The 14,251-nt window shown below is 64.0% G+C and carries 12 protein-coding genes; all 12 read right to left on the bottom strand.

Annotation, left to right across the window (positions count from 1 at the left end; genetic code table 11):
* Nucleotides 1–31 precede the first annotated feature (31 nt).
* From KO538_RS26215 to rsmH, 12 genes are read right to left on the bottom strand one after another with little or no spacing between them, the layout of a single operon-like run.
* Nucleotides 32–844: a cell division protein FtsQ/DivIB gene (locus KO538_RS26215; protein WP_128141357.1), complete on the bottom strand. Its 813-nt coding sequence runs from the start codon at nucleotides 842–844 to the stop codon at nucleotides 32–34.
* A 1-nt stretch (nucleotide 845) separates the two neighbouring features.
* Entirely contained in the window at nucleotides 846–1,814 is a 969-nt protein-coding gene (locus KO538_RS26210; RefSeq protein WP_374106891.1) for a D-alanine--D-alanine ligase, read from the bottom strand.
* 1 nt (nucleotide 1,815) lies between these two features.
* Nucleotides 1,816–3,219, bottom strand: coding sequence for a UDP-N-acetylmuramate--L-alanine ligase (gene murC / locus KO538_RS26205; RefSeq protein WP_034748872.1), 1,404 nt, complete (start codon nucleotides 3,217–3,219; stop codon nucleotides 1,816–1,818).
* A 10-nt stretch (nucleotides 3,220–3,229) separates the two neighbouring features.
* A complete protein-coding gene (gene murG / locus KO538_RS26200; protein WP_219330128.1) occupies nucleotides 3,230–4,324 on the bottom strand; it encodes an undecaprenyldiphospho-muramoylpentapeptide beta-N-acetylglucosaminyltransferase in 1,095 nt (364 codons plus the stop codon).
* Nucleotides 4,321–5,532: a putative lipid II flippase FtsW gene (gene ftsW, locus KO538_RS26195; RefSeq protein WP_034748882.1), complete on the bottom strand. Its 1,212-nt coding sequence runs from the start codon at nucleotides 5,530–5,532 to the stop codon at nucleotides 4,321–4,323. The genes murG and ftsW overlap by 4 nt, the downstream gene beginning before the upstream one ends.
* Entirely contained in the window at nucleotides 5,532–7,088 is a 1,557-nt protein-coding gene (murD, locus tag KO538_RS26190; protein ID WP_219330127.1) for a UDP-N-acetylmuramoyl-L-alanine--D-glutamate ligase, read from the bottom strand. The genes ftsW and murD overlap by 1 nt, the downstream gene beginning before the upstream one ends.
* Nucleotides 7,088–8,263, bottom strand: coding sequence for a phospho-N-acetylmuramoyl-pentapeptide-transferase (gene mraY / locus KO538_RS26185; RefSeq protein ID WP_034748886.1), 1,176 nt, complete (start codon nucleotides 8,261–8,263; stop codon nucleotides 7,088–7,090). The genes murD and mraY overlap by 1 nt, the downstream gene beginning before the upstream one ends.
* A gap of 2 nt (nucleotides 8,264–8,265) precedes the next feature.
* Entirely contained in the window at nucleotides 8,266–9,696 is a 1,431-nt protein-coding gene (murF, locus tag KO538_RS26180; RefSeq protein ID WP_219330149.1) for a UDP-N-acetylmuramoyl-tripeptide--D-alanyl-D-alanine ligase, read from the bottom strand.
* An 11-nt stretch (nucleotides 9,697–9,707) separates the two neighbouring features.
* Nucleotides 9,708–11,219: a UDP-N-acetylmuramoyl-L-alanyl-D-glutamate--2,6-diaminopimelate ligase gene (locus KO538_RS26175; protein WP_219330126.1), complete on the bottom strand. Its 1,512-nt coding sequence runs from the start codon at nucleotides 11,217–11,219 to the stop codon at nucleotides 9,708–9,710.
* An 8-nt stretch (nucleotides 11,220–11,227) separates the two neighbouring features.
* Entirely contained in the window at nucleotides 11,228–13,006 is a 1,779-nt protein-coding gene (locus tag KO538_RS26170) for a penicillin-binding protein 2 (protein WP_034748891.1), read from the bottom strand.
* On the bottom strand, nucleotides 13,006–13,275 hold the full coding sequence (gene ftsL, locus KO538_RS26165) for a cell division protein FtsL (RefSeq protein WP_034748894.1): 270 nt from the start codon (nucleotides 13,273–13,275) through the stop codon (nucleotides 13,006–13,008). The genes KO538_RS26170 and ftsL overlap by 1 nt, the downstream gene beginning before the upstream one ends.
* Nucleotides 13,272–14,249 (bottom strand): 16S rRNA (cytosine(1402)-N(4))-methyltransferase RsmH, encoded by a 978-nt coding sequence (gene rsmH, locus KO538_RS26160; protein ID WP_219330125.1) that lies wholly within the window; start codon nucleotides 14,247–14,249, stop codon nucleotides 13,272–13,274. Before rsmH ends, ftsL begins: the two co-directional genes overlap by 4 nt.
* Between the last annotated feature and the right edge of the window lie 2 nt (nucleotides 14,250–14,251).

The raw sequence follows: 14,251 nt of genomic DNA, 5'->3' as shown, positions 1-14,251 counted from the left end.
TTTTTGGGCTATTAATTAATTGGGTATTCGGTTAAGCCGGTTTTTTAATCGGACTGCTGTTTTTCTTCTTGATCACTGGCTTGCCATCCTTGCCTTCGGCCGGTATCACCAGGCCGGCGGAACTGAGCGCCAGGCCATTCTGGTAGCGCATATCGATCGTGTCGATATTTTCCAGCCGGCTCGCCAGCTGCGGGTAGATGCCCACCAGCCGGTCGACCCGCGCCTTCAGGGTCGTATGATTCTGCTCGCGTCCCAGCGCCACGCTCATACCGTTATTCAGTTTCACGGTCCACGCATAGCGGCTCGACAGCGACAGGGTTTCCGGCACCATCTTCAGCGGCGCAAACCACTTTGCCAGCTGCACGTAGGTGGCCAATACTTCTTTTTCGCTGCCATCGGGACCGGCAAACGCAGGCAATTCATGGTCGTCTTCGGCTTCGGCCACGTTCGCCGTAAACACGTCGCCCTTGACCGACAGCAGACGCCCATCCTCGCCCCAGGTGCCCAGCGCTTCGTGTTCTTCCAGCGCCACGATCAGCTGGTTCGGCCACTCGCGCCGTACGCTGGCACGGCGCACCCAAGGCACCGATTCAAACACGCCGCGCACGCTTTCCAGGTTGGTCGTGAAAAAATTGCCCTTGATGCGGCCCAAAGTACCGCTGCGCAGGGTCAGGTAATTCACGTGGCGCAGGCCCTTGTCGTCCGCGCTTTCCACCTTGATCGTGCGCAGGTCGAACATGGGACGCTGCGACACCCACCAGACGCCGGCGGCCACGCACACGACCAGAACCGCGGCCAGCAAGCCGTTGGCAGTCGTATTGAGGCTTTTAGCGTCATGCCACATATCAGTGCTGTCCCTTGTGCATTTTCAGACGCGCGCCAGCGACGATTTCCAGGCACAGGTCTTCATAGCTGATGCCGATCGCGCGCGCCGCCATCGGCACGAGCGAGTGACCCGTCATGCCGGGCGAGGTATTGACTTCCAGCAGGAACAGCTTGCTGTCGGCCGCGCGCATCAGCACGTCGACCCGTCCCCAGCCTTCGCAACCAAGGGCGCGGTAGGCCGCCACGGCGATGCGTTCCATCTCCGCCACGATCGCCTGATCCAGCTGCGGCGGGCAGAAATACTGCGTATCGTCCGTGAAGTACTTGTTCTGGTAATCGTAATTGCCTTGCGGCGCGACGATCTCGATCGGCGGCAGCGCACGCGCAGTGGCGCCCTTGCCCAGGATCGCGACGGTGAATTCGCGGCCCTTGACGAATTCCTCGGCCAGCACCGAATCATCGAGGCCGGCGGCGATGTCGTAGGCTGCCTGGAAGGCCGATGCCTCGTTGACCGTGGTGATGCCGATACTCGAACCTTCATGCGGCGGCTTGACGATCAGCGGCAAGCCCAGTTCCGCGGCGACCTTGGCCAGGTCGGAGCTGTCATCGAGCACCGCGTACCTTGGCGTCGGCAGCTCGTGCATCAGCCAGATCATCTTGGTATAAATCTTGTCCATGCCCACCGCGCAGGCCATCACGCCACTGCCTGTGTAGGGAATGCCCAGCTGTTCCAGCGCGCCCTGCAGGCTGCCGTCTTCGCCGAAGCGGCCGTGCAGCGCGATGAAGACGCGGTCGAATTTTTCAGCGGCCAGTTCGGCCAGGCTGCGTTCGCCCGTGTCGAACGCATGCGCGTCCACGCCGCGGCTTGTCAACGCGGCCAGCACGCCCGTGCCGGACATCAGCGACACTTCGCGCTCGGCCGAGCTGCCGCCGAACAGGACGCCAACCTTGCCCAATTGTTTTACATCGATAGCTGAAGCTTGGTTCACATCAGGCCTTTACAGTGTTGGATGGATACGTAGTCAGTTGTTGCGGGATACCGCTGATGGAGCCCGCGCCCATGGTCAGCACGACGTCGCCATCGCGCGCCACGCTCATGATGGTGTCGGCCATGTCCTTCATGGACTCGACGAAAATCGGTTCGATCTTGCCGCGCGCGCGCAGCGCATGCGCCAGGGCGCGGCCGTCGGCGGCGACGATGGGCGCTTCGCCCGCCGCATACACCTCCGACAAGAGCAGCACGTCGGGCGCGCCCAGCACCTTGACGAAATCCTCGAACAGGTCGCGCGTGCGGCTGTAGCGGTGCGGCTGGAACGCCAGCACGAGGCGGCGCCCAGGATAGGCGGCGCGCGCGGCGGCCAGGGTCACTTCCGTTTCTACAGGGTGATGGCCGAAATCGTCGACCAGCGCGAAGCTGCCGCCGTTCGGCAGCGCCACGTCGCCATAGCGCGTGAAGCGGCGGCCCACGCCGGAGAACTCGGCCAGGCCTTGCTGCGTGGCGCTATCGGCGATGCCGATTTCACGCGCGATGGCGATCGCCGAACAGGCATTCTGCACATTGTGCATGCCAGGCTGGTTCAGTACCACGTCCAGATCCGGATAGCCTTCCTGCAGCACGGTAAAGTGCATTTCCAGGCCCACGGCGCGTGCGTTGATGGCGCGCACTTGCGCGTCTTCCGCGAAACCGTAGGTGGTGACGGGCTTGGTGACGGACGGGATGATGGCGCGCACGTGCGGATCGTCGATGCACAGCATGGCGCGGCCATAGAAAGGCAAGCGGTGCGTGAATTGCACGAAGGCCTGCTTGAGCTTTTCGAAATCGTGCTCGTAGGTGTCCATGTGATCGGCGTCGATATTCGTGATCACTTCGATCATCGGCGTCAGGTTCAGGAACGAGGCGTCCGATTCATCGGCTTCCGCCACCAGGTAGTCGCCCGAGCCCAGCTTGGCGTTCGCGCCGGCGCTGGTCAGGCGGCCGCCGATCACAAAAGTAGGATCGAGACCGCCCTGCGCCAGCACAGAAGCGACCAGGCTGGTCGTCGTCGTCTTGCCGTGGGTGCCGGCAATCGCAATGCCGCGTTTCAAACGCATCAACTCGCCCAGCATCACTGCGCGCGGCACCAGCGGGATCTTGCGCGCACGCGCGGCCGCCACTTCCGGATTGTCTTGCGGGACGGCGCCCGACGTGACCACCGCATCGGCGTCGCCAATGTTCTCGGCCGCGTGGCCGAGCATGACGGTCGCGCCCAGGCTCGCCAGGCGCTGCGTCGCCGCATTGCTGCCCAGGTCGGAGCCCGACACCTTGTAGCCGAGGTTGACCAGCACTTCGGCGATGCCGCTCATGCCGCTGCCGCCAATGCCGACAAAGTGGATATTGTTTACTTTATGCTTCACAGAGCTAACCTCATGCCAGTTTTTCCAATACGTGTGCGATCGCCTCATTGGCGTCGCGCTTGCCTGCTGCCAGTGCCGCTTGCGCCATGTGCTGGCAGGTATCACGGCTCAGCGATGCCAGCAATGTGCTCAGCGACGCCGCACTCATTTCCGTCTGCGGCAGATGAATCGCCGCGCCTTGTTTCGCCATCCATTGCGCGTTGTCGCGCTGGTGGCTGGTGGTCGACGCCACCAGCGGCACGAGCACGCTGGCCACGCCGGCCGCCGTCAATTCCGACAGGGTGATCGCGCCTGCGCGGCAAATCACCAGGTCGGCCTCGGTATATGCCCTGGCCATGTCGTCGATGAAGTCGACCACATTGGCTTGCACGCCCGCCTGCGCATACGCGGCATGCAGGGCGTCGATATTCTTCTTGCCCGACTGGTGCGTCACCAGCGGGCGTTCGCCCTCCGGCATCAGCGCCAGCGCGGCGGGCAGATTGTCGTTCAGCGCTTTCGCGCCCAGGCTGCCGCCCACGACGAGGATGCGCAACGGTCCGCTGCGGCCCGCGAAGCGAAGCGCCGGCGGCGCCATGGCAAGGATCTCGGCGCGCACGGGATTGCCCGTGACGACGGCCTTGCCCGCGGCGCTGCCGAAATCGGCAGGGAAACCAAAGCACACCTGCTGCGCCAGCGGTACCAGGGTCTTGTTCGACAACAGCAGCGCAGCGTCGGCATTGACCAGCACCAGCGGCACGCCCTTGAGGCGCGCCATCAGGCCGCCCGGCACAGTGACGTAGCCGCCCATGCCCATCACCACGTCCGGCTTGCGGCTGGCGATGAAGCGGCGGATGGCAAAGAAGCTGGCCAGCATCTTGAAGCCGCCCTTGACCGTGTGCGCCAGGCCCTTGCCGCGCATGCCCGAGAACGCAATGGCGTCCATGGGAATGCCGCTCTTCGGCACCAGATCCTGTTCCATGCCATGGGTCGTGCCCAGCCAGCTCACTTCCCAGCCGCGCGCGCGCATGGTCTGTGCAATCGCCAGGCCCGGGAAGATATGGCCGCCGGTGCCGGCCGCCATGATCATCAGTCTTTTCGTCGTCTTCAAGTTCGTCACGTTGTTCATAGCCGGCCTCCGCGCATCAGGATCCGGTTTTCGTAATCGATGCGCAGCAAAATCGCCAGGCCGATACAGTTAATCAGTACGCCCGTGCCGCCATAACTCATCAGGGGCAAGGTCAGGCCCTTGGTCGGCAGCAGGCCCAGGTTCACGCCCATGTTGATGAAGGTCTGCACGCCGATCCAGATGGCGATGCCCTTCGCAGTCAGGCCGGCAAAGGTCTGGTCGATGGCGATCGCCTGGCGGCCGATGTCGAACGCCCGCTTGATAATCCAGTAGAACATGCCGATCACGATCAGTACGCCGACCAGGCCCAGTTCCTCGCCGATCACGGCCAGCAAGAAGTCCGTATGCGCTTCGGGCAGGTAATGCAGTTTTTCCACGCTGCCGCCCAGGCCCACGCCAAACAGTTCGCCGCGTCCGAAGGCGATCAAGGAGTGCGTCAGCTGGTAAGCCTTGTTCAGCGCATTGTCTTCCTGCCACGGGTCGAGATACGCAAAAAACCGCTCGCGGCGGAATTTCGACAAGGCGATGATGGTGACGAAGATCGCCGTCAGCATGGCGCCGATGCCGCCGAACCAGATGGCGTTGACGCCGCCCAAAAACAGAATGCCCATGGCGATGCAGACGATCACGCCGAAGGCGCCCAGGTCGGGCTCCATCAGCAGCAGCAGGCCGACGAAGCTAACGGCCAGCGCCATCGGCATGAAGCCCTTGGTCAGCTTGTGCATGTATTCCTGCTTGCGCACCGTGTAGTCGGCCGCGTACAACACCATCACCACCTTCATCAGCTCGGACGGCTGCGGCCGCAGGCCCGGCAGGTTCAGCCAGCGGCGACCGCCGTTGACCGACACGCCCAGGCCCGGTATCAGCACCATCACCAGCAGCACCAGGGTGCCGATGAACAGCCACGGCGCGATCTTTTGCCAGGTGGCGACGGGGATGCGGAACACCAGCGCGCCAACGATGATCGAAATACCGATGAACAGCGCCTGGCGCACGACAAAGTAATTGTTCGTATAGGCGGCAAACTTGCGCGCGTCCGACAGCGAGATCGACGCCGAATACACCATCACCATGCCCAGCAACATGAGCAGCAGGACTACCCACACCAGCGGCTTGTCGTAGTCCATCATCTTCGACTGCCGCGCGCGGCTATCCAGCGGCTTGGCAGCCGAGCCGGAACCAAAGCTGAAGGGCAGTTGGAAGGCCATCAGATATCCTGTCCGTTTTCCAGGGCGATGTCGCGCACGGCGTCGACAAACACCTGCGCGCGGTGCGCATAGTTCTTGAACATGTCCAGGCTGGCGCACGCGGGCGACAGCAGCACGGCATCGCCGGCCAGCGCCAGGCTGCTGGCGCGCTTGACGGCTTCCGGCAAGGTGGCGCAGTCGACGATGTCCACGCCGGCCGGCTCGAGGGCCGCGCGCAGCGCAGGCGCATCGCGCCCGATCAGCACCACGGCGCGCACGTAGCGCGACACGGGTTCGGCCAGCGGCGAGAAATCCTGTCCCTTGCCGTCGCCGCCGGCGATCAGCACCAGACGCTGTTCCGCGCCGCCAAACGCCTTGCCCAGGCCGAACAGGGCCGCCACCGTCGCGCCCACGTTCGTGCCCTTGCTGTCGTCGTAGTATTCGACTTCATTGACGGCCGTGATCAGCTCCACGCGGTGCGGCTCGCCCTGGTATTCGCGCAAGCCGTGCAGCAGCGGCGCGAATGGCAAGCCGATGGCGCGGCACAGGGCCAGCGCCGCCAACGCATTCGACGCATTGTGCTGGCCGCGGATTTTCAGCGCATCGGCCGGCATCAGTTTTTTCGCCATCGTCGGCACCGGTTCCGGTGCCGGATCGTTCTTCTTGCGCTTTTTCTCGATCACTTCTTCGCTGGGCACGGCTTGCGCCAGCCAGAAGATGCCGCGTTCATTGACGAGGCCAAAGCTGTCCACGTCCACCGGTTCGCCCGTGCCGAAGGTGATCGTCTCGGCCAGCGGATCGGCCATGTGCATGACGGCCGCATCGTCGCGGTTCAATATACGCACGGTCTGCTCGCCGAAGATGCGCGCCTTGTCGGCTGCGTAGGCGGCCATGTCGCCATGCCAGTCCAGGTGGTCCTGCGACAGGTTCAAGACCGTGGCCGCATCGGCCTGCAGGCTGAACGTCGTGTGCAGCTGGAAGCTGGACAATTCCAGGATCCACGCTTGCGGCAAGGTACTGGCGGCGGGTTCGGCCGCTTCAGCGTCTGCTTCCACGGGCTGCGGCGCAGGCTCGGCATCAAGCACTTCACGCAGCACGTCGAGCGCGGCCGGACTGATATTGCCGGCCACGCGCGTGGCCAGGCCCGCGCGTTCGCACAGCAGGCCTACCAGGCTGGTGACGGTCGTCTTGCCATTCGTGCCCGTGATGGCGATGACTTTCGGCGCATAGCCGCGTTCCGCCTTGAGCGCGGCCAGCGCCTGCGCGAACAGTTCGATCTCGCCCCACACGGGGATATTTTTTTCCTGCGCGGCCGGGGCGATGTGCGCCAGTTCGCGGCCCGGCGCCAGGCCAGGGCTGACGGCGACGAAATCGACGCCATCGAGCAGGTCGGCCGTGAAGGCGCCGGCGATGAACTGTGCCTGCGGCACGGCGGCCTGCAACGCGGCCAGGCGCTCAGGGGTTTCCCTTGTATCTGCCACGCGGACTAGCGCACCGCTGCGGGCCAGCCACAGGGCCATGGCCAGCCCCGATTCGCCGAGGCCCAGTACCAGTGCGGTTTTAGCGTCGTACATCATCAGCGCAGCTTCAAGGTAGTCAGGCCGAGCAGCACCAGCATCATGGTGATGATCCAGAAACGCACGACAACCTGCGTCTCCTTCCAGCCTTTTTGTTCAAAATGGTGATGCAATGGCGCCATCAGGAAGACGCGGCGGCCGGCGCCATAGCGCTTCTTCGTGTACTTGAACCAGACGACCTGGATGATCACGGACAGCGTTTCAACGACGAAGATGCCGCCCATGATGAACAGGACGATTTCCTGGCGCACGATGACGGCGATGGTGCCCAGTGCGCCGCCCAGTGCCAGTGCGCCCACGTCGCCCATGAACACTTTCGCGGGGTGCGTGTTATACCAGAGGAAAGCCAGGCCGGAACCGGCCAGCGCGCCGCAGAAGATCACCAGTTCGCCGGCGCCCGGGATGTGCGGGATGAACAGGTAGCGCGCATACGTGGCGTTACCCGTCAGGTAAGCGAACAGGCCCAGGGCCGTGCCGACCATCACGGTTGGCATGATGGCCAGGCCATCGAGACCGTCCGTGAAATTGACGGCGTTGCTGGTGCCGACGATGACGCAATAGGTCAGCGCGATGAAGCCCCACACGCCCAGCGGATAGCTGATGGTCTTGAAGAACGGTACGATCAGGTCGGCCTTCGGCGGCAGGTCCATGGCGAAGCCCGACTGCACCCAGGCGTAGATCAGATTCCACACGTGGCCCGCGTCGGGTTCCGACACGGAGACGGAAAACGCCAGGTAAAACGCGGCGACGATGCCGATCAGCGACTGCCAGAAGTATTTTTCGCGCGAGCGCATGCCTTCCGGATCCTGGTGCACCACCTTGCGGTAGTCGTCGGCCCAGCCGACGGCGCCAAAGCCCAGGGTGACGATCAAGACCGGCCAGATGAAACGGTTCGACAGGTCGGCCCACAGCAGGGTGGAAATGCCGATGGCGATGAGGATCAGCACACCGCCCATGGTGGGCGTGCCGTGTTTTTTCAGATGCGTTTGCGGGCCGTCCGTACGCACAGCCTGGCCGACCTTCATGCGCGTGAGCATGCGGATCACGGCGGGACCGGCGCACAGGCCGATCAAAATCGCCGTCAAGGTGGCGAAGACGGCGCGGAACGTGATGAAGTTAAAGACCCGCAATGGGCCAATGTCGTCCTGGAAATAATGAGCGAGCCAGAGCAGCATGATTAGTGAGCTTCCTTGTTATTGTTGTTTGAATCAATCAAATGCTGCACGGCCCGTTCCATCTTCATGAAACGGGAGCCCTTGATTAATACTGTTGCATCCGAACGGCCGGACAAATGCGCATCGAGCGCCGCCAGCAAACCGTCGAACTGTTCGAAATACTCCACGACCGTGCCTGATTCCTGGCTCGCGGCAGCTTGCGCCGGATTGACCAGATGGCGCGCCAGGCCGCCCGTCGCCAGCACGTGTTCGATGCCTTTGGCGGCGGCGTAGGCGCCGATCTCTTCGTGGAACTGCTGCCCCTGCGTGCCGACTTCGCCCATTTCGCCCAGCACCAGGATGCGCGGTGCCGCGGCCTGCGCCAGCACATCGATGGCCGCGCGCGCCGAATCCGGATTGGCGTTATATGTGTCGTCGATGATGGTGGCGCCATTGGCGGCACGTTTTTTCTGCAGACGGCCATTCACGGGAGAAAACGCCTCCAGGCCCTGCTTGATATGTTCGATGGCGATGCCGGCGCCGACGGCGCATGCCACGGCCGCCAGCGCATTGCGCACATTGTGTTCACCGGCCGCCTGCAAGCCGACAAAGAACTGGCGCAGACTGCCGTCCTGCGCGCGCACGCTGACGAACAGGTCGCTGCCAAAATCCTCGGCGGCGCGGTGCGTGCAGCTGACGTCGGCGTCTTTCGACAGGCCGAAGGTGATGACGGCACGCGCGCCGGCCAGCTCGCGCCACACGGGCGTGAATTCGTCGCCATGCGGGAAGACGGCCACGCCGTCGTCTGCCAGGGCAGCCAGCGCGGCGCCGTTCTCGCGCGCCACGGCTTCCACCGTATGCATGAATTCCTGATGTTCGCGCTGCGCGTTGTTGACCATCGCCAGGGTCGGCGCGGCAATCGCGGCCAGGCGGGCGATCTCGCCCGGATGGTTCATGCCCATCTCGATGACGGCCGCCTTGTGTTCTTCATTCAGACGGAACAGGGTCAGTGGCACGCCGATCTCGTTATTCAGGTTGCCGCGCGTGGCCAGCCGCCCCTCTTCGCCGAAGGCCGCCGCCAGGATGGCTGAAATCATCTCCTTGACGGTGGTCTTGCCATTGCTGCCGGTGACGCCGATGACGGGTACATTGAAGCGGCCGCGCCAATGGTTGGCGATGCCACCCAGCGCGGCCAGGGTATCGGCCACCACGATGGCCGGCACCTTGCCGCTGTCCCAGCCATCAGGCAGGCGCTCGACCACCACGGCGGCGACGCCGCGCGCGGCCACCTGGTCGAGGAAGTCGTGGGCGTCGAAACTCTCGCCGCGCAGGGCGACGAACAGCGAGCCGGCTGGGGCGCTGCGGCTGTCGGTCGAGACGCCGTCAAAAACGGCGTCGCCCGTCAGCTGCGCGCCTTGCAGCGATGGCATCAGTTCCGTCAGGCTTGCATGCATGAGGCGATCCATCAGTTCGTCCTCATCATCGTCAGGCGCGCGGACAGGGCCAGCTGCGCATGGTCGGCGTCGGAGAACGGCAGTTTCTTGCCCTTGATTTCCTGGTACGGTTCATGGCCCTTGCCCGCCAACAGGATCACGTCCGGCTTGGCCGCGTGCTTGATGGCCGACAGGATGGCGGCGGCGCGGTCTTCGATGGCTTGCGGCTGCGGGCCGTCTGCGCGCATGCCGGCGACGATCTGCGCGATGATGGCGTGCGGATCTTCACTGCGCGGATTGTCGCTGGTGACCAGCACGTGATCGGCCAGCTGCGCGATGGCGCCCATCTGCGGACGCTTGCCCGGATCGCGGTCGCCGCCGCAGCCGAACACGCACCACAGCTGGCCGCCACGCTCCTGCGCCACCTGGCGCAAGGCAGCCAGGGTTTTTTCCAATGCGTCCGGCGTATGCGCGTAATCGATGACGACCATAGGCGCTTCCTGGCCGCCCACCTGCTGCATGCGGCCCGGGGCCGGCTGCAGCGATTCGATGCCGTCGATGGCCGCGCGCAGGCCGGTGCCGTGCGCCAGCAAGGCGCCCAGCACGGCCAGCGCGTTGCTGATATTGAAGTGGCCCACCAGCTGCGTCTTGACCAGCGCCACACCGAGCGGGCATTCCAGATGGAAGTCGGTGCCGGCATTGCGGCTGCGGAACTGGCTGGCGCGCAGCATCAGCACACCCGGCAAGTCGGGCAAGGCTGCCGCATCCTGCAAGGTGTAGCCGATGACCGGATATTCGCCGGACAGCTTGCCATCCACGTGGCGCACCAGGCGCAGGCCCATGGGGTCGTCCAGGTTGATGACGGCCGTTTTCAGGCCGGGCCAGTCGAACAGTTTGACTTTGGCCGCCTCGTAAGCCGCCATGTCGCCATGGTAGTCGAGGTGGTCGCGCGTCAGATTGGTAAACATGGCCACGTCGAAATGCATGCCGGCCGCGCGGTCCTGGTCCAGGCCGATCGACGACACTTCGATGGCAACGGCCTTGGCGCCGGCGTCGCGCATCGCGGCCAGTTTGCGCGCCAGCAGCACGGCGTCCGGCGTCGTGTAGCCGGTGACGTCGAATTCGATGGCGCCGCGCGGCTTGCACAGGCCGACGCCCAACGTCCCGATGACGGACGATGTTTCACCCAGGCGCGCCAGCGCTTGCGCCAGCCACAGCGCGCACGAGGTCTTGCCATTCGTGCCCGTCACGCCGGCGCTGAACATGGCGCTGTCGGGCATGCCGTAAAAAGCATGCGCCACGGGGCCGGCCAGGCGTTTCAGGTCGCTGACCAGCAGGTGCGGCACTTGGCTCCATGCGGCGTTCCATTCCACGGCGTCATGCACGATGGCGGCGGCGCCCTGCTCGATGGCGGCGGCGATGAAATCGGTGGCGCCCGCATAGGCGAAAAACACGTCGCCGCGCTGCACGCGGCGCGAATCGGACGTCAGCTGCCCGGACGGGGCAGCCGTTTTGATCCACAAACTGATGTCTTGTATGGTCATGAGTGACTTCACATGGCCTCCGGGCCGGCATTGGCCGGGACCACGATTTCGGTAACGGAGGAATCGGGCGGTACGTTCATCGCGCGCAGCGCGTTGGTCGCAATCGCCGCGAAAGCGGGAGCGGCAACCTGGCCGCCATAGTGGGCTGGGCCGGTCGGTTCATCGATCATCACGGCAATGATGAAGCGCGGCGCCGACATCGGCACCATGCCCACGAAAGAGCCGATGTATTTGCGCGGCATCGCATAGCGGCCGTTTTCCACTTTATAGGCGGTACCCGTCTTGCCGCCGACTCTGTAGCCGGCAACCTGGGCGCGCTTGGCCGAGCCGTGCGCGCCGGAGACCACGAGTTCGAGCATGGCGCGCATTTCGGCGGCCGTCTTCGGCTTGATCACCTGCTGGCCCACGGGCAGTTCATTGACCTTCTGGAACGACAGGGGAATGGTGTCGCCATCGCGCGCGAACATCATGTAAGAGCGCGCCAGTTGGATCAGCGAGACGGAAATGCCGTTACCGTAGCTCATGGTGGCCTGTTCCACCGGGCGCCACGATTTGTATGGACGCACACGGCCGGCCACGGCACCGGGGAAGCCCCATTTCGGCTGCTGGCCGAAGCCCACCTTGGTAAACATTTCCCACATTTCCTGCGACGGCATGCCCAGCGCGATTTTCGAGGTACCGATGTTCGACGACATCTCGATGATTTCCGAGACATTGATCACGCCGTGCGGCTTGGTGTCGGTGATCGTGCGGTCGGCGATGGTGTAGCGGCCCGGGCCCGTGTCGATCAGGGTGCCCGGCTTGACCCGGCCCGTGTCGAGCGCCAGCGAGACCGTGATCGGCTTCAGGGTCGAACCTGGCTCGAAGGTATCGGTCATGACGCGATTGCGCAGCTGCTGGCCCGTGAGCTTACGGCGGTCGTTCGGGTCGTAGCTCGGGTAATTGGCCAGGGCCAGCACTTCTCCCGTATGCACGTCGAGCACCACGGCGCCGCCGGCCTTGGCATTGAATTTCTCCACCGCTTCCTTCAACTGCGTGAAGGCGATGTACTGGATCTTGCTGTCGACGGACAGGGTCAGGTCCTTGCCGTCATGCGGTTCGTGGATGAAACCGATGTCTTCGACGATGTGGCCCAGGCGGTCCTTGATCACGCGGCGGCTGCCGGTGGTGCCGACGAGGGTTTTCTGCTGCGCCAGTTCCATGCTTTCCTGGCCCACGTCTTCCACGTTGGTAAAGCCGACCACGTGGGTCATCACTTCGCCCTGCGGATAGAAGCGCTTGTATTCCTTGCGCTCGTCGATGCCGTCGATGCCCAGCTTGGAGATCTTGTCGGCCACGTCCATCTCGACCTGGCGTTTCAGGTAAACGAAGCTGCGGTCCGAATCGAGCTTCTTGCGCAATTCGTTGACGTTCATTTCCAGCAGGCCGGCCAGCGCATTGATTTTTTCGGGCGACGCCTGCAGCACGTCGTCGGGAATGGCCCAGATGGCTTTCACGGGCACGGACGAAGCGAGCACCTGGCCATTGCGGTCGGTGATCTTGCCGCGCGTGGCCGGCAATTCGAGCGTGCGCTCATAGCGCGCCTTGCCCTGCTTTTGCAGGAACTGCGTCGACACGCCCTGCAGCCACAGCGCGCGCGCGCCCAGGCCGGCGAAAGCGAAGAACAGCAGGAACAGCACGACGCGCGAACGCCAGACAGGCAGACGCACCGCCAGTACGGGGTTCTTCGAGAATGGCACGCCTTTCGATGCCGCCACCCGGCCGTTGCTATTACCGCCCAACTTCATTATTCGCCCTCCGTCAGGTATTGCGTACGCGCCGCCGTCAGCGGCGTCATGCTCAGGTCGCGCCGCGCGATCGATTCGATGCGTTCATGCTTGCCCAAAGTGGACTGGTCCAGCTGCAGTTGCGCCCAGTCGATGTCGAGCTGGCGCGACAGCGCTTGCGCGCGTTCCAGGTCGATCAGCAGGTGGCGCGACTGATACTGCGCGTTCACCAGCGACAGGCCGCAGCACACCAGCAGGGCCGACAGCACGACACACAGCTTGCCAGTCATCGGGCGCCGCCATTTGCAGGGGAGGCCAGCGGCAAACGCTGCGCCACGCGCATCACGGCCGAACGCGAGCGCGGATTGCCCTCGATCTCGGCGTCGGACGGCTTCATCTTCGAAATCAGCGTCATTTCCGGCTGCGGCAAGTCGACCGCGCGGATCGGCAGGCGGCGGTCAGGCTGCTCCACGTTCGCCTTCGAGGCGAAGAAGCGCTTGACCATGCGGTCTTCCAGCGAGTGAAAGCTGATCACGGCCATGCGCGCGCCGGGCGCCAGGCAGGCATACGCCTGGTTCAGGCCGATCTCGAGATCCTCGAGCTCTTTGTTAATGAAAATGCGTATGGCCTGAAAGGTGCGGGTAGCGGGGTCCTTACCCTTCTCGCGGGTCTTGACGGCGCCTGCCACGATGCCGGCAAGCTGTCGTGTGCTTGAAATTGGCTGGACTGCCCGGCCAGCAACAATCGCCTTTGCAATCTGAAAAGCAAACCGTTCTTCCCCATAATCGCGTATCACTTTCTCTAAATTCTGCTCGGTTTCCACCGCCAGCCATTCGGCCGCGGAGATGCCGCGCGTGGTATCCATGCGCATGTCCAGCGGTCCGTCGTTGCGGAAGCTGAAACCGCGCGCCGCGTCGTCAACCTGCGGCGACGAGATGCCCAGGTCGAGCAAAATGCCGTCCACCTGCCGCACGCCGCGTTCGGCCAGGCTGGCCGTCATGGTGGCAAAGCTGTCATGGACGATCTGGAAACGGGGGTCGGCGATCTGTTCGGCCGTGGCAATCGCTTGCAAATCCTTGTCGAAGCCGATCAGGCGCGCGTCATTGGCCAGGCGCGACAAAATCAAGCGGCTATGGCCGCCGCGGCCAAACGTGCCATCGACGTAAACGCCGTGCGCGCGGTCGCCCGTCAGGTCAAGGGCATCGACCGCTTCATCGAGCAGCACCGTGCGATGCTGAAATTCCGGCACCGTGAGTTGTGTCATTA

The sequence above is a fragment of the Janthinobacterium sp. NKUCC08_JDC genome (assembly GCF_019345575.1).
Taxonomy (GTDB): domain Bacteria; phylum Pseudomonadota; class Gammaproteobacteria; order Burkholderiales; family Burkholderiaceae_D; genus Janthinobacterium; species Janthinobacterium aestuarii.
The sequence above is the reverse complement of the archived record's forward strand: the minus strand, read 5'-3'. Positions and strand labels throughout refer to the sequence as shown.

Excerpts from the sequence above, each read along its gene's own strand:
- KO538_RS26215 (WP_128141357.1), bottom strand. The coding sequence starts at position 844 with ATGTGGCATGACGCTAAAAGCCTCAATACGACTGCCAACGGCTTGCTG.
- murG (WP_219330128.1), bottom strand. The coding sequence starts at position 4,324 with ATGAACAACGTGACGAACTTGAAGACGACGAAAAGACTGATGATCATG.
- ftsW (WP_034748882.1), bottom strand. The coding sequence starts at position 5,532 with ATGGCCTTCCAACTGCCCTTCAGCTTTGGTTCCGGCTCGGCTGCCAAG.
- murD (WP_219330127.1), bottom strand. The coding sequence starts at position 7,088 with ATGATGTACGACGCTAAAACCGCACTGGTACTGGGCCTCGGCGAATCG.
- mraY (WP_034748886.1), bottom strand. The coding sequence starts at position 8,263 with ATGCTGCTCTGGCTCGCTCATTATTTCCAGGACGACATTGGCCCATTG.
- murF (WP_219330149.1), bottom strand. The coding sequence starts at position 9,696 with ATGCATGCAAGCCTGACGGAACTGATGCCATCGCTGCAAGGCGCGCAG.
- KO538_RS26175 (WP_219330126.1), bottom strand. The coding sequence starts at position 11,219 with ATGACCATACAAGACATCAGTTTGTGGATCAAAACGGCTGCCCCGTCC.
- KO538_RS26170 (WP_034748891.1), bottom strand. The coding sequence starts at position 13,006 with ATGAAGTTGGGCGGTAATAGCAACGGCCGGGTGGCGGCATCGAAAGGC.
- ftsL (WP_034748894.1), bottom strand. The coding sequence starts at position 13,275 with ATGACTGGCAAGCTGTGTGTCGTGCTGTCGGCCCTGCTGGTGTGCTGC.
- rsmH (WP_219330125.1), bottom strand. The coding sequence starts at position 14,249 with ATGACACAACTCACGGTGCCGGAATTTCAGCATCGCACGGTGCTGCTC.